Origin of the sequence: Nonomuraea sp. NPDC059007 (assembly GCF_042740555.1) — a bacterium.
Lineage (GTDB): Bacteria > Actinomycetota > Actinomycetes > Streptosporangiales > Streptosporangiaceae > Nonomuraea.
In genome coordinates, this window is sequence record NZ_JBHYJD010000048.1 from 17,245 (window position 1) to 35,495 (window position 18,251).

Genomic DNA, 18,251 nt, shown 5'->3' on the forward strand with positions numbered 1-18,251 from the left:
ATTTTTCCACCCCGCGTCCACAATCCGCCCCACGGTTTGGGTATATTTTGGGGTGGTTCCCCCTCGCCCCCCCCCGCTGGCCACCCCACCCCTGGGCCCGCCCACCCGGCACCCCCTCCGCACCGGACGGGCGGGCGGACGGACCGGTATCAACGCCCACCTGCGCCCCCGATGTCAAGCCCCGTCCCGGCCCCCGCACCGGGACACGACCCCAACCCCCTTCACGGACTTCAGGCCGCGATCGGCCGAGCGGCTGCTACGGGCCTCGGCCGGGCACGGCCGTGACGACGCCGACCACCTACCGCAGGCCCGGCCCGGCTCGCCGAAGCAGCGTCTTCCCCCACTGGTGATCCCGGTCGCGACCGGTCGCGGCCCCGGCCCCACGGCCACCACCCGGCCTGCCACCACGACACCCGCACCCCGACCACGCGCCCAACGGCCCACGTGCCCGTCACCGACCGTTCCGCCGCCATCACCCCCAGCGGCGGCGCATCGGCCGTCAACGGGCCGCACAGCCCCGCACCGCCACCATCGCCCCCACCCGCGTGCGCGCCCGCGCCGGACGCGGACACCGTGGTCGAGGGCGGCGTGTTCGCCCTGGTCCAGCTCACGCCAGGCGCCCCGCGCAGCAGCTCGGCCAGCGTCGGCAGCCTCACCGGGCCCGGCTCGGGCACGCCACGCTCAACCGGGCCAGGCGAACCCGAGCCGGACGCCGGACCCGCCTCGGCCGAACCCCGCTCGGGCCGCTCCGGCAGGAGGGGCGGCAGAGCGTACCGCAACTCGCGCGGCCCGCTCGCGCTGATCACCACCCGCTTGCCACGCAACGCCAGCCACCAGTAACGCACCACCAGAAACGCCCAGTCAGGCCAATCCCTGCGCAAGGCGGCGAGCGCCTCCTGCGCCCACGGCTCCTGCCCGAACGCGGACACCTGGTCCGCCGCCCGCCTCAGCTCGCCTCCCGCAGAGCCGCGCAAGGGTCCAGGCGCACACCCTCCTGCCGACTGCTGGCATCAGATCTATCGGCCGCAAGTAGTTCCCGGACGCCGCCCGTCTCCGGCACGTCCACATCGCGCTCGGCCGTTGCACCAGCCGCCGTGGCGTCCGAGGCCGATCCGGTCACTTGCTCGGCCAGGGCCAGTTCGGCCCAGACCGCATGCCCGGTCACCTCATCACCCGCCGCCCCGGTCCGGACCGCGAGCTTGGCCACCCCGGCCAGGCCCCGCCCCTCCTCAGCCTCCGGCAGCGCGCCGGGCGCCCGTGAGAAGTCCGGGACCGGGCCGCCGCCCAAGTCGTAGACCACGATCCGCACCGACGCCGCCCCGAGCAGCACCTCGACCACGAAGAAGCCCCGTTCCCGGCCCGAGCAGGTGTGCCGCAGCGCGTTGCTGACCAACTCGGCCGTCACCCACACCGCATCCTCCACCCGCCCGGTGTCCGCCAGCAGCTGGCCCACCATGCGGCGGGCCAGAGCGGACTGGTCACCGCGTCCGGGGAAAGCCCGCCGCCACGCCATCCCGCCCCACAAACGCACGGCGCGGAGTGTGGACATCATCAGACCCGGCGCCAGATCCGGGAACTCCTCGCCGACCGGCTCCCGCCGGAGGGGGAAAGCCGACGGGGCGAGGAGGTTGCTCGGCTGGCTCGTGTGCTGCGTGTGGGTGTTCATGACAGGTGTCCCTTCCGGTCCGCGTCCCGGCCCGATGCCGGGAGCGGCCAGCACGATCACCCACCTTCACGCCCGAATCACACCCCCAACCCGACCCCCGACGCCGACACCGCCCCGGCCTGCGGCAACACCCGCCGCCATGCCCGTCGCCCCCACCGCGACCGGCACGTCGACCACCCCACACCCAGACTGGAGCCCCTCGCCGCAGTCCGCCTACCGTCCCCCGACCCCGGCGCACGGGGCCGCCGCGCGCACCCACGCGCCAACGGAAGGGGCATCAGGCCATGTCCGGCACCGGATACCAGACACTCCTCGACTGCCGACGCCGCAGCCGCTACCTGCGCCAGCACGGCTTCACCCACGACCAGATCGCCCTCATCCTCGCCCTCGACCACCCCGCCACCCCACTCCGCCTCCACCGCTACGCCGCCGGACTCACCGCCGCCCAAACCATCGAAGCCTTTCACCGGCTCGCCGGCACCACCGGAGCCGGACTGCGCGAGTCCCGCCTCTACGAGCATGAGACCTGGCCCCAGGCAGCCCGCCGACCCTCCATCTCCACACTCCGACTGCTGGCCCGCATCTACGGCACCCAGCCGGTCCACCTGCTCACCGCCGAAACGCTGGCCACCTACCCCGCACGAGACCAGCGCGCCCTACACGAGGACGGGTGAGATCACCGCCGTCGCCACCAGAGCCTCACCTCACCCGCCCCCCAGCTGCGCCCTAGTCAGGCAAGGAGACGTTCGTACACCTGCCAGCCTCTAACGCGCCCGAGACCATGCCCTCGCCCTGATCGACGACGCCGACCAAGACCAGGACCAGGACCAGGCATGGGCTGGGTATCTCACCCCGACCAAGCTGGACGCGATCAGCGGGCGCGCCATGGTCATGCTCGCCCGCCGCCGGAACCTGCTCGTGCGCGACGCCGAGACGCTGCTGCGCGCCCGCGCCCTGGACGCCTCCGAGGTACACCAGCGTTCTGCCGTACGGCACGGCGCCTGGCTGTGCCTGGCCTACGTCCGCACCGGCGACCTTGACCAGGCCGTGCACACCGGGCACCTCGCACTCCAACGGCTGCCCGAGCTGACCTCGGTCCGCTGCAAGACCCTGTTCGCCGAGATCCGCTCCGAGCCGGCCCCCTACGCCCGTCGAGCCCCCCACGTGCGAAACCTGATCACCGAGGTGGACCGCCAGGTGCCTCGCTCAGTCCAGAGGTAGGAGTGCCCGCCGACCGCCCGGCGAAGGCCACTCCGCCCGACGCCAGCTTCGTCAACTGGCGTCTCGGGCTGGCCAGCGAGCGCGCTCAACCGCCGTCAGGGCCTGGAGGGGGAGGTCCATGACGTCGTGTCTTCCTGCCGGGCTCCAGGGCGGTGGCCGTGGGACGGCGCTCAGCGCTTGCGGTCTCACGGCCACGGATTCCGGGCCGGGCCTGTTCCTGGAGGCGGTCAGCCTGTGGCTGGGAGTCTGGGGTCCGCAGCTGCGGCGTGTGGGTGGTTGCTAGGTCGGGCGTGCCCTGTCTGGGAGTCGGGCATCGCGTGTGACCTGCTCGGTCTCGGCCATGCGGCGAGTTCGCTCAGAATAGGTGTGCCCGGCGGAGCACGAGCTCTCCTGGCTGTTGCGACTCCGCCAAGCCCGGTTGCGTCCGCTAGAACAGGAGGGTATGGATCAGGAGGGTATGGATAAGGTGCATGGCCAGGGAGACGGTGGCACGCGCCAGCATCTTCACGAGGGTGCAGTACCCGGGGCTCGTCGGGGGCCTGATCGGAAGCCATACGGAAGACAGCATTGCGGCTCCGTGGGCGATGCGGGCGTACTTCTGCCGAGGCGTCATGACATCACCTGGCCGGAGGACGCAGGAGCATCGAGGTCGGAGCGCTCGGCTGAAGGTCGGTCGGGTCGGCCGATAGGTGCGGTCACGCGGCGTTTAGCTCGCCGCCATAGCCAGCGCACGGCCGGTCGGGCGCAGAAGCCGACGGTGATCAACAGGCCCACCCCCACCAGGATCAGGAGGGTCCACGGGTAGCGCTGCCCGAGCGCATCCCACAGCGTGTGCGCGGCGACCAGCGGCAGCAGCCGCTCCCAGCGCCGCCACAGGGAGACCATGCCGACGCCCAAAATGACGAGTGCGACAGCAGCCCAGGAGAACTGTGCGTGGTAGCTGGCGCGCACTATCGCGGGGATCAGATACACCCACACGACGGGCACGTTGCGGCGGGCCAGGCTGGTCACCAGCAGCACCGCGGCCACCTCCTCGCCGGCCCCTGTCCAGAGGGAGCGAATCAGCCGCTCGGCGTAGGTGTCGATGTGCGCCACCGCGCCCACCAGGCCACCCGCCTCAGATTGCGTCGTCTGCCCCGTGAGCCGGATGCCCAGCCATGTCGCGAGCGCGACGACCCCGCCGGTGCTCGCCAAGATGAGTGGGAGAGGCGCGAGCGTCAGCGGCAGGTCGCGTCCGCGCGGTGGCCACAGCGGTGCCCGGCCGAGTTGCTGGCCGGCCACGAAGAGGCACATCCCGGCCGAGGCCATGTAGTACAGGCCGTAGGTGACCAGGTTCGGGACGGTGACCGCCAACACGGTGATGATCGCGCTGGCCGCCACGATGCCGACCCTGACCATGATCGGCTTTCCTGGCAGGCACCAGCCCGCCAGAAAGGTTCCTAAGATCATGACCTGGGCCAGATAGTAGGCCGTCAGCACCGCGCTGATCGCGGGCACATCGGGACCGAGCGCGGCCCACCAGGTGGTCACTGGGCCGGGATAGGCGAGCGCCAGGAGGATCACCACGGCCGCCGTCAGCGGCGCCGGTAATGACACCGATCGGCCGACCGCTACGCCCGGGTCGATCTGTCTCATTGCACACTCCATCATGTGAGGTCTTGGGCAGGGTGGCTTTTGCCGCCGCCGTCAGGCCCTGCGGCGTCGGCAAAGTTGGCCGTACGCGCCCTATTCGGGCCGAGGAAAGCTCGTGGCGGCGCAGGGCTCGGGGCATCTCGTTGTCCAGGACAAGGCCTATGAGCTCAAGCAGGCGTCAGAATTCCAGCGTTGTCTGCCCGGCCGCCGGTTGCTGCCGCAGGCCGGCGATGCGCTCCAGTTCGGCCAGCGTGGTGGCGGCGCCGCCGGGCAGGTCCTGCACCAGGGCGGGGAGCAGGAGCGCGGCCGCGACGGCGTCCCACAGCGCGCGGTGCGGGGTGCGTTTGGGAGCGAGGGCGCGCACCTGGTCAGACAGGCCGTACTGCGTGATCAGCCTGCTGAGGCTCCATCGTTCAGCTGCCGGGCGCAGGTGCTTGTACAGGCGGGCGGTGTCGATCAGCGCGACGGCTTCCAGGTCGGGCAGGTGGCGCTGCAAGAGCCGCCAGTCCACACCGATGTTGTGGCCGATGAGGATCTGCTTGTGCACACGTGTGGTGATGTCGTCGGTGACATCTTCGAGGGGCGGCGCCGTCAGCAGGATGGTGCCGGTCAGGTCTGGAGAGATCCACGGCCGGGGCGCGATGGAGCGCCCGGGGTTGACGGTCGTCTCCCACACTCCGCCTATCTCTGGACGGCCGGCGGCCAGCGGGACGACCGCGATCTCCAGGATCTTCTCGCGATCGCGGTCCTGGCCGCCGGTGCCCTCCAGGTCGAGAGCCACGAGCGGTGCGGCCGTCCATAGCTGATCCACGGTGCGGGGTTCTCCTTCGACGGGTCAGTGGCGAGAGCAGCTCTACGGTTGAGGGTGCGCCGGTAGAGTCCACGAGGGCCCGTTTGGCTCGCCCAGCCACACCCATTGCCGTTCGAGTGTCGCGGTCAGCCCGAACCCGGACTGGTGCGGGGAGCCTGCCCCGCGCCAGAGCTCGATCACCTTCTCCACCGCGTCCCACAGCCGTACGGGGCCGTCTTGGTGGACGATCCAGCCTCCGCCCGGGGCGTCGCTGATGTCGGCCTGCGCGCCGGTGCGGGGGTCGCGGAGCGTCAGCGTGCTGTCCAGCCACCCGAGGATGGCGCCGGGTATGGCGAGTTGCACCGTGAACAGCGCGGCACTGTCCTTGACGATCTTCGGGTTGAGGTCCGTTGGCCTGGCCTCTCCCCGGCCTATGTACATGTCGCCGCGGGGAGGGGCGGCGTGCGGCCGGGCGGGCATGAAGTAGACGTCGTCGTTGACGAACCGTCCGCGTGCCTCACCAGCGTCGGTGACGGTCAGGTGCGCGAAGGCCGCGCCTTCCGCCCAGCCGAGCATCGGCGCCGTGATGGTGCCGCCCGTCCGCACTTGTGTCAGCCAGGCTGGCGGGATGGTTCTGACCGCGCAGGTGGCGATGAGCCGGTCGTAGAGTGCTCTCGCCGGGTATCCGGCGAGCCCGTCCCCCAGGACAAGCGTCGGGGCGAAGCCTGCGGCTTCGAGCGCGGCACTGGCTCGGCCAGCGACTTCAGGGTCGGTCTCGACGGATGTCACCGCCTGCTCGCCCAGGCGGTGGCACATGAGGGCCGTGGAATAGCCGGTCCCGGTGCCGATCTCCAGCACGCTACCGCCTTCGCCGATGCCGGCCACGTCGAGCATCTGCACGACCAGGCTGGGCAGGGTGGAGGAGGAGGTAGGCCGCCGGATGCCCATGGGCCCAGCGGCGTCGCGGGCCATGACCCCGTCGACCTGAGTCACCCACGTCTCGTCGGTGTAGACCAGTGCCAGCCACTCCTCCTCAGGCATCTCTGAGCGGCTCACGGGCGTCCAACCGCCAGCGTCCTGGTACTGGAACAGGGCATCGCCGACGAACAGCTCACGCGGCACGGCTTCGAGCGCCGCCGTCCAGCCTGGGGAGGCGATGGACGCGGCCAGCTTCTTGCGCAGCGGGGATGCATCGATCATGCGGATTGCCCTTTCAGCAGCGTGTCGGCGATGGCCTCGGCGATGGCACCGGCGTCCGGGAGCCATCCCCACTGGCCGTTGGGGTTGCACTCCAGGAACACCCACCGACACTCACCGGTGTCGGACTCGGGTTCCTCCAGCGCGAAGTCGAAGCAGCCGAACACCAGGCCGAAGTGGTCGAGGTAGGCGTGCATCGCGGACGCCACAGGCGAGGGTACCTGGATGGGCGTATGTTTCAGGGCCGCCCAGTCGCCGCGCCGCCAGTCCAGTTCCCCGCTCGGGCTGGTGATCTCACTGGCGAACATGTGCGGGCCGACCACGGTCACGCGCGCGTCGCCGGCCTTGGCGATCTCGGCCTGGAAGAGGTGGGCGGTGAGCGCGACGGTGTCGTCCACCTCTGCTGGCCCGACCCGCTGGGTCCAGATGGCCCCGACCCGCCCGTCAGGGGTGTACGGCACCCCGCGCAGCGACTTGTACACCATGGGGTCGTGGTCGCGGCCGAACCAGACCGTAGCCTCCCGCTCGTTGGTGATCAACGTGGCGGGCACGTCCAGGCCCACCCGGCAGGCCGCCTGCAGCTGGGCCGGTTTGTGCTCGGCCCACTCGTTGCGGGCCGGGTGGTTGACGTACAGGCAGTCGGACAGGCTGGCCAGCAGCCCTTTCAGGCCGTAGCGCGCCTCTGCCATCGCGAACGCGCGGGCTTGCGGGTCGAGATGATGGAAGCGCCAGGTTCCGGGCCGCCGGTGGTAGACGGCCCGGACGTCCTCCAGCGCGATCTGGCGGCTGGGCGTATGCAGGTGTCCCGTCCATTGGCCCGTACCGGCGCCGATCTGCGCGCCGAAGGTCAGCGTCTCGCCGATGTCGGCAGGATCGACACGCGCCACCATCGCGTCTCGGGTGTTGAGCGCGCCGATGACGAGGTCCGCGGTGGCGTCCTCCTGGCAGGTGACGACCATGATCACCTCGCGGGATGAGGACACAGCTAGTCAGATCCTGGGTCGTTGGGGGAGTCGTCGGCCCGCTCGGGGGCGTTCTCGGCGCCATCATGCGGCTTGGAGTAGGAGATCGTCAGGGCGGTCTGTTTGGTGGCGTCGAAGACGTCGACGGCCGCCCCATCCTTGTCAAGGAAGGTCGTGCGCTGAGTTTCCGGGTCGAGCCGCGTAGAGACCCATACGGGGTCTTCCTGCGTAGCGGGGTCCGTTGCCCGGCTCAGCCCCCAGGGGCGCGGTGCCGGGGCGTGGATCACAGTCATGTCCGTCTCCTCACGGTGGACTGATCTCTCTCTGACGGTGGATGCCAGCATCGGCGTCGACCAGAAGGGGCCGGGCCGGTTGGTGTGGGGAGGGCGGCGAGGCGGCGCCGTCGCCCTCCCCTCTCGACCGGGCCGCCGTGCGCGCTTGCAGACGCGCGGTGCGTCGGCGGACCGGGAGTGCGATCGCGGCCTGGGCAGAGCGGGTCATCACCCAGGCCACGAGATCGGGGAGGCGACGCAGGCCGGGGAGCCGAGAACGATATGGCAGGCGTACCCGCCCCGGCCCACACCTCCTCAACGTCGGGGGGACGCGAACCGGCCGTGCGTGGCAGGCTCCCGCCGGCTCGCGTCCCTGCTTCGGCCCGGTCCCCCGTCACCGGATGCTTCGTCACGTGAGCTTCACCTCGCACTCCCCACGCAAAACCCAGCCGAGCGCCTCCAGCTCGGCGATACGCCTGGCGAGCCACTCTTCCTGCGTCATGCCGCGTGGCAGATGGACGAGCTGGCAGTAGCGCATGTCCGAGCGCTCCGAGGCGGAGCATTCCTGGTGGATGAGGCCGTTCCATATCCAGATCTCCCACGTGTGCGGGCTGGTGCCGTTCCGCTGGCCGAACTTGATGCTGCGCGCCGGGGGCCAGCGGGGAGCGTCGGCACCGTTGTGTGGCTGGGGTGGCGGCGGCGGGGGCGGCCTCCTCATCCCAGCCACTTCCCGGCCCCTTGGCGGGGTCGGCGGCCGCGGATCTGGCCGCCTCGGCTGGCTGACGCGCCCGGGACATGACGGCTGCCCCCGGGACTCCGGTGATTGGGGGTCACCGGCGCCGACCAGGCATCTGCGCGCGCTGTGCCGTCGTCGCCACAGCACAACCTGCACCCAGGTTCCGAGGGAAAGCCGATCTTCCCGGAGCGGGCCGCCCGCACCCCCACGCGGCGGGCGGCTCGTAAGTGGCTCTCGCTGTCCGCGAGCGTGGATGATCTCGTCGCGGACAGCGAGCCCGTGGGGCGCTGGCCACAGCATTGGCCAGCGCCGAGACGCGGCGTAGCACTCCCGCCTGTCCGCGGGGCCGTCTGCCCCGCCGCGTCTCGCCTGATCACCCGAGCACCTCCCGCAGGAAGCTGGCGGGCACATAGCCGACGGCGGGCTGACGCAGGACGGCGATCTCGGCCGTCGCCTGCTCAGCCAGCGCCTGGTCGACGTCGATGATGCGGCGCCACAGCTTGCGGGCGCTCTTGGCTTCCACGGGCACGGCGATGGCGTGGTCGTACATCGGATACCCGGCGAACGCGCGGCTGTACGGCTGCCACATCACCAGCCAGCGCCGGCGGCACCAGCGTTCGACGTCCTCTGCCAGAAGCTGGGCTCTCGCGTCACTCAGGCTGCTGCTGCCCTGCACGAGCTGAGGCGCGCTCATGGTGGGGCCTCCTCCAGGTTGAGGGTCAGGGGTTCGGGGTGGCGGGCCGAGCTTGCCTATCGGGGCGTGCTCGGCCCGCCGGACGGCCGGACTAGATCATCGCTCGCGATGTTCGGGCCCCGCCGTGACCGCCCAGGGGACCGCTTTGCTCCCCCGGCCGGGGACTACGCGCCGGGCCCGCCGCCGCTGAACCTTGCCATCGCGGCGAGGAACTGGGCGTCGCCGACATCGAGCTCCAGCGGGGAATCCGGCCGCCACTTGGACGCCTCGACCAGGCCAGGCTCCTCGATGTCGAGCCCTTCCAAGAGCTTGAGGATCGCGGCGGAGCTGAACGGGTAGATCGGTGCCAGCTGGGCGTAAAGCTCAAGAGCCTTGGCTCTGACCTCCGCAGACAGCAGGTCGTCACAGGCGACGGAGAGAATCAGGAACCCAGACTCGAAAGCGGCCAGGTATTCGCGCACGATGTCGCGCGGGTCCTGGTCATCGGGCCAGAAATGGATCAGCGCAGCCATGATGATTGCGGTCGGCTGGTTGAAGTCCAGCAATTCGCCGGCCGCCGCCACGACCCGCGGCACGTCGCGGGCGTCGGCCTCCACGCAGGAGGTGGATCCCGGTACGGCGAAGATCGCTCGCGCGTTGGCCATCACGGACGGGTCGTTGTCCACGTAGACGACCCGGGCATCCGGCTGGTGCTCGCGCGCGCTGGCAAGAACGGTACGGCCGCCCGGGGCCGGAAGACCACATCCCAAGTCGAGGTACTGGCGGACGCCTGCGGCGGCCGCCGCCCCCACCGCGCGGTGCACGAACGCCGCGTTCGCCTTGGCCGCAACGGACAGCTTCGGCAGCAGCTCGCTGAGAGCGGCGAGTACCGCACGGCTCCCGAGACCGTCCTTGCCGCCCAGGAGCTCGTTGTACCCGCGGGCGGCACCTACCTTGACGATCATCGGCGCGTCAGGGGCTGCGTGATCGGATGGCATAGGCACCTCAGCAGGCCGGGGCGGCGAGGGCGAGACCGCAGACCGTGAAGCCTGTGGGCAGCGTGATGTCCGCTGTGGGGTCGCCCAAGACCCGGTACATCACTCGCGCCGCCTGGCCGGTAAATGATCTCCGGCCATGGAGCATGCGCCGGTTGTCGAGGAGGAATCCGTCGCCGGTCTTGAGCGGCAAGAGGCGCTGGTGCCGACGGATGGCTCCGATCAGCGTAGGCAACACCGCGTGGACCGGTTCGGTGAAATGTGCGAGATCATCAAGGCGCAGACGCAGGGCCATGTTGCCGTCTGCGGTGTTGGCGAAGATCGACCCCCAACGGCCGGGTGCGAACTGGACGCTACGCGGTTGGCGCAACCTGGCGATCACGTCGGGATCCGAAGAGAGGTCACGGAAAACAGCAGCGCCATCGACCACGAGCGACTCCCCTCCACGAGCGGCGGGTGAACCGCACATCAGGAGGAGCATCCTGGGAGGCACCGCCAGAGCCGACGCTTCCGTGTGAGGGCTGAGCTCCCCCGCGCCGAAACCAGCGAAGCCCGGCTGCCCCGCCATGGGACCGCGGTCGCTGATGACCGTCACACCATCGGGTTCGGCATCGCGATGCTGCCAGGGCACCACCAGCCGGCGCGCGAGGCGAACCACGTCAGCCCGCCCATGGACGCCTTCGAACATGACCAGGCCGTCACGCCGCAGAAGAGCATTGACGGTCGCTAGATCTGCATGCGCGGACAGACCCTTAGATCGGCTCGCCATTGTGGGATTTTCCTTCCGGTGAGGAACTCGGCATCAGCCTGAATGAGGTTCTCGACCGGAGACAAGTGACAGATTGTCACACCGCCCCAGGAGGCCCGACGCGAGGTCATGCAGCGTGTTAGGTTCCAAACACAGCCGCCTCCGCGTCGGAAAGGTCCCCGTCAATGACTTACCGCCCACACGCTTTCCCCGTGTCGGTAAAGGGAGTAATTGTCCGAGATGAGCACGTTCTACTCCTTCGCAATGAACGCGACGAATGGGAATTGCCCGGCGGAAAACTGGAACTGGGCGAGGACCCGCCAGCCAGACTCGCGCAGGAGATCAGCGAGGAGGCCGGCTGGAAGGCCAGAGTCGGCCCGATCCTCGACTCCTGGCAGTACCACATCCGCGAGGGCGTGGACGTGCTGATCGTGACGTACGGCGCCACGATCGACACCGACGCCGCCCCAGTCCTCAGCCACGAGCACAAGGAAGTCGGCATGTTCGCCAAGGACGAGATCGCCGACCTGCCGATGCCCGAAGGCTACAAGCGGTCGATCTTCGACTGGTTCGAGCGGCTTCAGGAACCTGTGAGGTAGCCATGCACTGCACAGCGTGTGGGGCAGCTATCGATGAGTCATGGAAGGCCTCACCGCTGTGCCCGGCATGCCACGTCGTGGCGGGAGCTCGGTTGCCGCACCAGGCCTGCGCCGCGCCGCTGTGGCTCTGGACGTCCCCTGAAGCTCAGGCGGCGCTGTCGCGGGGTCACCTCGGCGAGATACTCCGCGCCTACCGCAAGGCGACCCGGACCTCCCAGGCCGACCTCGCGGAAGAACTGCAATACGACCGGACGTACATCGTCAGGCTGGAGAACGGCCAGCGCGCGCTCACGGATGTGGACGCGCTTCGCCGCCTTGCTGAACATCTGGGCCTGCCTGCGCACGCGCTCGGCGTCACCGACCAAGCAGACGCTGACTTCGCCGCGATGATCAAATTTGGGGAATCCACCGTCCGCCTGTCCGCGCTCGCCCGCGAGGCCGGGCACAGTGCCGAGGCCATCAACGAACTGTGGCCTCTGGTCTGGAGGTTGGAGAACCGTCTGACGGCGGGACACTCAGATCGCTACGTTGCGCACCTTCTCACGCAGGCGCGCGTCGTGCTGGGCGTGGCCCTCGGCGACATCCTGCCGGAGGAAAGCCTGGCAGCAGCAGCGCGGTGGACTGGGCGCGCACTGAACATCGCTGGCGTGCTGGATGACGCCGTCCTCCTCACCCGGGCGCTTCGCGCCCACGGCAACGAGCTACGCAAGGTGAAGAGGAAGACCGCAGCCGCGGTACGGCTGCAGCAGGCAGCAGACGTCGCGCCCGCAACCGAACGCGGGACTGTGCTCATCCCGCTCGCCCGGACACTCGCAGAACTCGGCGACACAGCAGGCTTCGACGCAGCCATCAGGGACCTTCATCGCTTCATGGACTCCGCCCAGGAGACGCCACTGGTCAATTTGTTCGTCGTCCGAGAGGTCCACCTACGCGGGCTGCTCGCCACCGGACGAGTGCGGCAAGCCGTTCACCTGGCGGAAGCGGACGCGCCGGATGTCGGCGGGGTTGCTCCTCAATGGCGAGCCATTGAACAGGTGACCGTAGCTGACGCATTCAGCCTGGTCGCGGACGATTCAGCCACGACGACCGCTCTCAGGCAGTCGATCCTGACGGCGGAAGCTCTGCGGCTGCCTCACCAGATTCAGCGGGCCCTGCGAACAGCAAGGCGGAGATTTCCGGAGATCGAGGCGCTGGGCATCACCGCGCTGCAACGCCTTCAGCTCACCTCGGCGGGGTAAGCGCCCGCCGCTCGGCACAATCCTGGGCACGCAAAGTCGCGAGTGCTGGTCGTCCACCAGCCGACAACGCCAGGCCAGAAACCGAGCAAAGAGGCGACCTATCCGGACCTATCGGCGTCCCGCCTCCACCGGGCTGCAGGGCCAGGCACCCTGGATCAGTGCATGAGAGCGACGACGCGTTTGAGCATGGCGGGCTCCCGGACGAGGAGTGGGCACCGATGACGCCCGAGCAACGCCTGCACATCCTGATGGCGGTCAACGCCGCCGACGAGGAAGTCATGCCGCCCGAAGTGGCCGAGCGGGCCCGAGACGCCTACCGGCACCCCTACCGCTGATCGAGAGCGAACCGCAGGCGCACCTTCAGCATCGTACGGACGAGACCTCTGGGCAGCGTGCGGCGCCCCGGGATCTCCTCCGTGAGGCGCCGCCCTAACCGTGGCTTTCGCTCTGATGTTCTTCAAGCACCACGACTCCGACGGCGCGCAGGGCCGCGATGAACGGCACGCCACGGTCGAGAACGTGGAAATGAAGCACGCGACCACTGTCCAACCCGACGAAGGCCATCGTGCCTGGGCGGAGGACGCCGGGGCTCACGACGATGTTGCGGATGCCTGTCAGCGGCAGGGAGAAATCATTCCGCCCCTTGCGGCGGCCCTTTTCGTCGGGCAGGAAGGCGAGCTGGACACGGCTGATCACCAGCAGTGCCCGGTAAGACCGCTGACGCCACTGCTTGGCTCCAAAACGCCGGTAGTAGCCGGGATCGAGTGGCCAGAACGCGACCGCGAAAGCTGAAGGATCGCGAAAGCGGGCACGTAGCCGAACAGCTGAGATTTTCCGGGTAGCCACGATGACCGAGAGCGTGATCACAGCGAGGCCAAGCATGCCAACGGTACCCAGCCAGCCCCATTCCAATGTCGCCTTGATCCCGGCGATTGCGGCCCCGATCAACGGAGCCAGCATGAACCCCCGGTGACGCTTCCGGTACTCGAGCGCCACTTGTTGCGCGGTCCTGTGGAGAAGGGGAAGCGAGTGCGGTTCAGCGATTTCATCGGACACAAGAGCCCCCCGTGCGGGATCATGACGCGGCGCAGAGGAAGCCAAGTGTAAACGCGGCGGACAGATACGCGGGAGCCCTGATCAGGGACCCGAGACTGGAAGTCGGGCGGCGGCAGAGCAACGACGGGCCCGCGGCGGTGGTCGTTCCGCGAGGAACTCGACGCTGGGGACGTGCACTGCCCGCCTGCGGCGGGCCGTCAAGGTCGCCCGCGTGGTCGCGTCCAACCGGGGCGATCGCCTGGAAAAGTTCCTGCCCGCGCAAAGCCCCGCCCGACGCCGGGTCTTCTAACCTCGTGACCAGCGCGGCTCGGCCGGGGGACGGCCCACCGGCTTCGACGCCGAAGGGTACAAAGCGCGCAACGTCGTCGAACGGGCGATCAACCGACTGAAGAACTTCCGAGCCGTGGCCACCCGATACGACTGTGAGGATAAAGGGGTGCCGCCTCGGGCGGTGGTCTGACCCGCGTTACGACTGGCCATGTGCCTTGCGTTTGATCTGTCGGCCACTGTCCGTGGCGGTGCTTGCTGCCGCCGGTCCGGACGGGCATGTCCCGATAGGGGCCTTGCTGCGAACAAGAGCGCCATCACAGTCCTGACCGCTCCGCCTCGGCCCGGCGTCGGCCAGCCCACGTCCCGAGCCATCAGGAGCCAGGCCAACCATGCCCAGCATGCCCAACGACGCCACCTCCAGTCATCACCACGACGACGAGAGCGTGGTCCTGGGAGTCGACACACACAAGGACACCCACGTCGCAGCCGTCATCACCGTCAGCGGCCGGCCCCTCGGCAGCCGTAGCTTCCCGACCACCACGGCCGGATACCACGACCTGCTGACCTGGGCCAGCGGACTCGGTATCCTGCGGCGCGCCGGCGTCGAAGGCACCAGCTCCTACGGCACCGCACTCACCCGGCACCTGCACGCCGCCGGCATCCAGGTCCTCGAGGTCAACCAACCCGACAAGGCCGAACGCCGCCGCCGGGGCAAGACCGACGCGATCGACGCCGAGACCGCAGCCCGCGCCGTGCTCTCCGGCCGCGCCACCGCGACCGCGAAGACCAGCGACGGCCCTGTTGAGATGATCCGCCTGTTCAAGACCGCCAAAGAATCAGCGACCAAGTCCCGAGCCCAGGCCATCAACCAGCTCAAGGCCGTCCTGGTCCGCGCCGACCCGGTCCTACGCGAGCAACTGACCGGCCTCAGCAACGCCAAACTCATCCGCTGCTGCGCCGGCCTCACCCCGAGCCCGATCACCACGGCCAGGGCCGCCGCAGCCCACACCCTGCGGTCGCTGGCCCAGCGGATCATCCATCTCACCGACGAGATCAACGAGCTGAACACGCAGATCACCGAAGCGATCAACAGCCACCGGCCGCAGCTACTCGACTGCTACGGAGTCGGTCCTGACACCGCCGCCGCACTGCTCATCGTCGCAGGCGACAATCCCGAACGGCTTGCCAGCGAGGCCTCCTTCGCCGCGCTCTGCGGCGTCAGCCCCATCGAGGCGTCCTCAGGCAAAACCCAACGCCACCGCCTCAACCGCGGCGGCGACCGCCGAGCCAACTCCGCCCTCTACGCCATCGTCATTGCCCGCCTGCGCTGGTGCACCCGCACCCGCGGCTACATCATCCGGCGACAGGCCGAGGGAAAGACCAGGCGCGAAGCGATCCGCTGCCTCAAACGCTACATCGCCCGCGAAATCCACAAGATCATCATGGCGCCCCGACGAGCTTGACATCCATAGGGGCATCTGTGGTGACCGACGTCGGGCCGGTGGAGGTGCGGGTGCCGCGCGATGTGGCGGGCACCTTCGAGCCCCAGCTGGTGCGCAAGCGGCAGCGCCGGCTGTCCGGCGTGGACGAGATGGTCTTGTCCCTGTCGGCCAAGGGGCTGACTCACGGAGAGATCTCCGCGCATCTGGCCGAGGTCTACGGGGCGAACGTGTCCAAGCAGACCATCTCTACCATCACCGACAAGGTCATGGACGGGATGGCCGAATGGCAGAACCGGCCGCTCGATCGCGTCTACCCGGTCCTGTTCGTGGACGCGATCAACGTCAAGATCCGGGACGGTCACGTCGCTAACCGGCCCATCTACCTCGTCATGGCCGTCACCGCCGAGGGGCACCGCGACATCTTGGGCATCTGGGCCGGCGACGGCGGTGAGGGCGCCAAGCACTGGCCGGCGGTCCTGACCGAGCTAAAGAACCGCGGTGTCGACGATGTGCTCATGCTGGTCTGCGACGGGCTCAAGGGCCTGCCTCAAACGGTGGAGGCGCTCTGGCCCCGCACGATCGTGCAGACTTGCGTGATCCACCTGCTGCGCAACTCGTTCCGCTACGCCGCCCGGCAGGACTGGGACAAGATCGCGCGTGCGCTCAAGCCCGTCTACACCGCCGCGACCGAGGAGGCGGCGCTGGAGCGGTTCTATGAGTTTTCGGAGTCCTGGGGGAAGAAGTACCCAGCGATCGTGCGCCTGTGGGAGACCAGCTGGGCCGAGTTCGTGCCGTTCCTGGCCTTCGACGTCGAGATCCGCAAGGTGATCTGCTCCACCAACGCCATCGAAAGCGTCAACGCCCGCATCCGTAAGGCCGTCCGAGCCCGCGGCCACTTCCCGAACGAGACCGCCGCCCTGAAGTGCGTGTTCATGGCCCTGATGAGCCTGGATCCCACAGGGCAGGGCCGCAAGAGATGGACCATGCGCTGGAAAGCGCCCTTGAACGCCTTCCAGATCGCCTTCGAAGACCGTCTTACCCCTGCCAACCTCTGAACACTTCAATAACCAAGATCAGCCGTTAAGTTGACACTCCCCTACCTTCGAACCCTTCCGAAGCGGCGCCCCGCACCGGACCTCGCCCGTCCTCAACCCAACCGTCCGCGAGGTCACCCGATGGATCACCAGCCATCCCGACCATCTCACCGACGAGGAGAAACAACGACTCGCCACCATCCTGAAACGCAGCCCACAACTGGCCGCCCTTGACCGGCACGTCACCACATTCGCCCAGATGATGGCCAACCGAACCGGGCAAACCGCGCTCAAACCCTGGCTGGCTCAGGTCGACGCCGGCCCCATACCCCGCCTGCATTCCCTAGCCCGCAGCCTGCGCGCCGACCAAAGCGCCGTCACCAACGGTCTCTCGCTGCCCTATTCATCCGGCCCAGTTGAGGGCAACGTGACACGCGTGAAAGCCCTCAAGCGCAGTCGCTACGGCCGGGCAAACCTAGATCTTCTCCGCAAACTCATCCTCCACGCACACTAATCACAGACAGTAACTCCACCACACAAAATGCGCCTGAGCCGAGCTCACAGGCCATTGACAGACGCCTCCATCGGCACCGTCGGCGACGCGCTCGACAACGCCCTGATGGAATCGCAGATCGGCCTGTTCAAGACCGAGCTGATCAAGCCCCGCGGTCCGTGGCGCAGCCTGTCGGAGGTGGAACTGGCCACCGCCGAATGGGTCGCCTGGTTCAACGCCACCCGCCTGCACTCAGCCATCGGGCACCTACCGCCGCAGGAGTTCGAGGCGCTCTACTACGCTCAACACCACTCCAACGAACCCGTAGCAATCAACCGCTGAGGTCTCCATCAAACTCGGGGCGATTCAAGCTCCCTTTGAACCCTTTTCATCCTCCGCCGGAGCCTGCGGGTCTCATCATGATCGCGGCTCTGCCGTTCGTCTGATCACATAGAGAAGCCCCTGGTAGACGGGTTGATCACCACAATCCATCCGCCAACACCAGGGTCTCGGATGCTGTTCTACCGTGTTGCGATCGATTTGTCGCGTTCAACGCTGAACTACGTCGCGGGGATCATCAGGCGGCACCCGCAAGGCGATCAGCTCGGTGTGGCGGCGGCTCACCCCGGCCAGCAGGCCCTGCTGGTGCTGGTCTACCTGCGCAAAGGCGAGACGTTCGCCGAGTTGGGCGCGGGGTTTAGGGTGTCGCTGACCACCTCCTGGCGGTACGTGGAAGAGACCCTCGCCCAGCTGAGAGCCAGAGCTCCCAAGCACCACCAGGCCCTACGCCAATCTGCTCGTGACGGGTTGCACTACCTGGTGCTGGACGGCATGCTCGTCCACACTGACCGGGTCAAGGCCGACTGAATCGTCCTCGCAGACAAGGGCTACCAAGGCGCCGAAGGACCGATCGGCACACCATACAAGGGAAAGAACAAGCCAGACTCCCAGAAGCAGGCCAACCGCGCACATGCTCGCCTACGCGGCCCCGGCCAACGCGCGAATGCACAGCTCAAGACCTGGCGCATCCTCCGCAAGCTCCCCTGCTGCCCACGCAAGGCCGGTCAGCTCTGCAAGGCCATCGCCGTCCTACAGAACTACGAGCTCACCCGAGGATGAGAAGGGCTCCATGATCGCTTCCCCTTGTCGGAGTACCTCTCCAAGCCTTGATGCGTAGGCGCCGTCCGGAACAACCCCCACTCCGATGTCGGGGGCACCAGAAGCGAA

At 68.6% G+C, this 18,251-nt stretch carries 18 protein-coding genes and 5 pseudogenes; 12 read left to right on the plus strand and 11 right to left on the minus strand.

Going from position 1 to position 18,251, the window contains the following annotated elements; translation table 11 throughout:
* Positions 1-444: 444 nt before the first annotated feature.
* Positions 445-840: a hypothetical protein gene (locus tag ACFWY5_RS46475; RefSeq protein ID WP_379627826.1), complete on the plus strand. Its 396-nt coding sequence runs from the start codon at positions 445-447 to the stop codon at positions 838-840.
* Between the two features lie 106 nt (positions 841-946).
* Here ACFWY5_RS46475 and ACFWY5_RS46480 read toward each other — a convergent pair whose 3' ends face one another.
* Positions 947-1,666 (minus strand): ATP-binding protein, encoded by a 720-nt coding sequence (locus tag ACFWY5_RS46480; RefSeq protein ID WP_379627828.1) that lies wholly within the window; start codon positions 1,664-1,666, stop codon positions 947-949.
* A 284-nt stretch (positions 1,667-1,950) separates the two neighbouring features.
* On the opposite strand from ACFWY5_RS46480, the gene ACFWY5_RS46485 reads away from it, so the two are divergent.
* Both ACFWY5_RS46485 and ACFWY5_RS46490 read left to right on the plus strand, forming a co-directional pair.
* Complete coding sequence (locus tag ACFWY5_RS46485) at positions 1,951-2,340, plus strand: hypothetical protein (protein WP_379627831.1); 390 nt, start codon at positions 1,951-1,953, stop codon at positions 2,338-2,340.
* Positions 2,341-2,551: 211 nt separating this feature from the next.
* Positions 2,552-2,887 (plus strand): hypothetical protein, encoded by a 336-nt coding sequence (locus tag ACFWY5_RS46490; protein WP_379627833.1) that lies wholly within the window; start codon positions 2,552-2,554, stop codon positions 2,885-2,887.
* A gap of 609 nt (positions 2,888-3,496) precedes the next feature.
* Here the strand turns inward: ACFWY5_RS46490 and ACFWY5_RS46495 are convergent.
* The 9 genes from ACFWY5_RS46495 to ACFWY5_RS46535 form a co-directional block, all read right to left on the minus strand.
* Positions 3,497-4,522, minus strand: a complete 1,026-nt coding sequence (locus tag ACFWY5_RS46495) for a CPBP family intramembrane glutamic endopeptidase (protein WP_379627835.1) — start codon at positions 4,520-4,522, stop codon at positions 3,497-3,499.
* A 175-nt stretch (positions 4,523-4,697) separates the two neighbouring features.
* A complete protein-coding gene (locus ACFWY5_RS46500) occupies positions 4,698-5,330 on the minus strand; it encodes a 3'-5' exonuclease (protein WP_379638704.1) in 633 nt (210 codons plus the stop codon).
* A gap of 42 nt (positions 5,331-5,372) precedes the next feature.
* The gene (gene tgmC, locus ACFWY5_RS46505) at positions 5,373-6,509 is read right to left on the minus strand and encodes an ATP-grasp peptide maturase system methyltransferase (RefSeq protein ID WP_379627839.1); all 1,137 of its coding nucleotides are present in this window, start codon (positions 6,507-6,509) and stop codon (positions 5,373-5,375) included.
* Complete coding sequence (gene tgmB, locus ACFWY5_RS46510; protein ID WP_379627841.1) at positions 6,506-7,489, minus strand: ATP-grasp ribosomal peptide maturase; 984 nt, start codon at positions 7,487-7,489, stop codon at positions 6,506-6,508. The genes tgmC and tgmB overlap by 4 nt, the downstream gene beginning before the upstream one ends.
* Positions 7,490-7,491: 2 nt before the next feature.
* Positions 7,492-7,761: a putative ATP-grasp-modified RiPP gene (gene tgmA, locus ACFWY5_RS46515; protein WP_379627843.1), complete on the minus strand. Its 270-nt coding sequence runs from the start codon at positions 7,759-7,761 to the stop codon at positions 7,492-7,494.
* A 388-nt stretch (positions 7,762-8,149) separates the two neighbouring features.
* On the minus strand, positions 8,150-8,458 hold the full coding sequence (locus ACFWY5_RS46520; protein WP_379627845.1) for a hypothetical protein: 309 nt from the start codon (positions 8,456-8,458) through the stop codon (positions 8,150-8,152).
* 391 nt (positions 8,459-8,849) lie between these two features.
* Positions 8,850-9,170 carry a hypothetical protein gene (locus ACFWY5_RS46525; protein ID WP_379638705.1) on the minus strand — a complete coding sequence of 107 codons (321 nt, stop codon included), beginning with the start codon at positions 9,168-9,170 and terminating at the stop codon, positions 8,850-8,852.
* 164 nt (positions 9,171-9,334) lie between these two features.
* Positions 9,335-10,114, minus strand: coding sequence for an SAM-dependent methyltransferase (locus ACFWY5_RS46530; protein ID WP_379638706.1), 780 nt, complete (start codon positions 10,112-10,114; stop codon positions 9,335-9,337).
* Positions 10,115-10,154: 40 nt separating this feature from the next.
* Entirely contained in the window at positions 10,155-10,913 is a 759-nt protein-coding gene (locus ACFWY5_RS46535; protein WP_379628324.1) for a TauD/TfdA family dioxygenase, read from the minus strand.
* A 164-nt stretch (positions 10,914-11,077) separates the two neighbouring features.
* On the opposite strand from ACFWY5_RS46535, the gene ACFWY5_RS46540 reads away from it, so the two are divergent.
* The 3 genes from ACFWY5_RS46540 (at position 11,078) to ACFWY5_RS46550 (ending at position 13,064) form a co-directional block, all read left to right on the plus strand.
* Positions 11,078-11,491 (plus strand): NUDIX domain-containing protein, encoded by a 414-nt coding sequence (locus ACFWY5_RS46540; RefSeq protein ID WP_379638707.1) that lies wholly within the window; start codon positions 11,078-11,080, stop codon positions 11,489-11,491.
* A 92-nt stretch (positions 11,492-11,583) separates the two neighbouring features.
* Positions 11,584-12,729, plus strand: a complete 1,146-nt coding sequence (locus ACFWY5_RS46545) for a helix-turn-helix domain-containing protein (RefSeq protein WP_379638708.1) — start codon at positions 11,584-11,586, stop codon at positions 12,727-12,729.
* Positions 12,730-12,887: 158 nt separating this feature from the next.
* A complete protein-coding gene (locus ACFWY5_RS46550; protein WP_379626524.1) occupies positions 12,888-13,064 on the plus strand; it encodes a hypothetical protein in 177 nt (58 codons plus the stop codon).
* 94 nt (positions 13,065-13,158) lie between these two features.
* Here the strand turns inward: ACFWY5_RS46550 and ACFWY5_RS46555 are convergent, their stop codons facing one another.
* Positions 13,159-13,785 carry a hypothetical protein gene (locus ACFWY5_RS46555; RefSeq protein WP_379626522.1) on the minus strand — a complete coding sequence of 209 codons (627 nt, stop codon included), beginning with the start codon at positions 13,783-13,785 and terminating at the stop codon, positions 13,159-13,161.
* A gap of 292 nt (positions 13,786-14,077) precedes the next feature.
* Between ACFWY5_RS46555 and ACFWY5_RS46560 the strand changes: the two are divergent.
* The 6 genes and pseudogenes from ACFWY5_RS46560 to ACFWY5_RS46585 all read left to right on the plus strand — a co-directional run.
* Positions 14,078-14,206, plus strand: a pseudogene (locus tag ACFWY5_RS46560) (IS5/IS1182 family transposase); the annotation flags it as partial.
* Positions 14,207-14,453: 247 nt separating this feature from the next.
* Positions 14,454-15,518 carry an IS110 family transposase gene (locus ACFWY5_RS46565; RefSeq protein ID WP_379638709.1) on the plus strand — a complete coding sequence of 355 codons (1,065 nt, stop codon included), beginning with the start codon at positions 14,454-14,456 and terminating at the stop codon, positions 15,516-15,518.
* A gap of 23 nt (positions 15,519-15,541) precedes the next feature.
* Positions 15,542-16,552 (plus strand): annotated as a pseudogene (locus ACFWY5_RS46570) (IS256 family transposase); the annotation flags it as partial.
* Between the two features lie 121 nt (positions 16,553-16,673).
* Positions 16,674-17,045 (plus strand): annotated as a pseudogene (locus ACFWY5_RS46575) (transposase); the annotation flags it as partial.
* A 66-nt stretch (positions 17,046-17,111) separates the two neighbouring features.
* Positions 17,112-17,366: pseudogene (locus ACFWY5_RS46580) on the plus strand (integrase core domain-containing protein); the annotation flags it as partial.
* A 171-nt stretch (positions 17,367-17,537) separates the two neighbouring features.
* Positions 17,538-18,143 (plus strand): annotated as a pseudogene (locus ACFWY5_RS46585) (transposase family protein).
* The last annotated feature ends 108 nt before the right edge of the window (positions 18,144-18,251 follow it).

Coding starts and splice junctions, on each gene's coding strand:
- ACFWY5_RS46480 (WP_379627828.1), bottom strand. CDS start 1,666: ATGAACACCCACACGCAGCACACGAGCCAGCCGAGCAACCTCCTCGCC.
- ACFWY5_RS46485 (WP_379627831.1), top strand. CDS start 1,951: ATGTCCGGCACCGGATACCAGACACTCCTCGACTGCCGACGCCGCAGC.
- ACFWY5_RS46490 (WP_379627833.1), top strand. CDS start 2,552: ATGGTCATGCTCGCCCGCCGCCGGAACCTGCTCGTGCGCGACGCCGAG.
- ACFWY5_RS46495 (WP_379627835.1), bottom strand. CDS start 4,522: ATGAGACAGATCGACCCGGGCGTAGCGGTCGGCCGATCGGTGTCATTA.
- tgmC (WP_379627839.1), bottom strand. CDS start 6,509: ATGATCGATGCATCCCCGCTGCGCAAGAAGCTGGCCGCGTCCATCGCC.
- tgmA (WP_379627843.1), bottom strand. CDS start 7,761: ATGACTGTGATCCACGCCCCGGCACCGCGCCCCTGGGGGCTGAGCCGG.
- ACFWY5_RS46520 (WP_379627845.1), bottom strand. CDS start 8,458: ATGAGGAGGCCGCCCCCGCCGCCGCCACCCCAGCCACACAACGGTGCC.
- ACFWY5_RS46525 (WP_379638705.1), bottom strand. CDS start 9,170: ATGAGCGCGCCTCAGCTCGTGCAGGGCAGCAGCAGCCTGAGTGACGCG.
- ACFWY5_RS46530 (WP_379638706.1), bottom strand. CDS start 10,114: ATGATCGTCAAGGTAGGTGCCGCCCGCGGGTACAACGAGCTCCTGGGC.
- ACFWY5_RS46535 (WP_379628324.1), bottom strand. CDS start 10,913: ATGGCGAGCCGATCTAAGGGTCTGTCCGCGCATGCAGATCTAGCGACC.
- ACFWY5_RS46540 (WP_379638707.1), top strand. CDS start 11,078: ATGACTTACCGCCCACACGCTTTCCCCGTGTCGGTAAAGGGAGTAATT.
- ACFWY5_RS46565 (WP_379638709.1), top strand. CDS start 14,454: ATGCCCAACGACGCCACCTCCAGTCATCACCACGACGACGAGAGCGTG.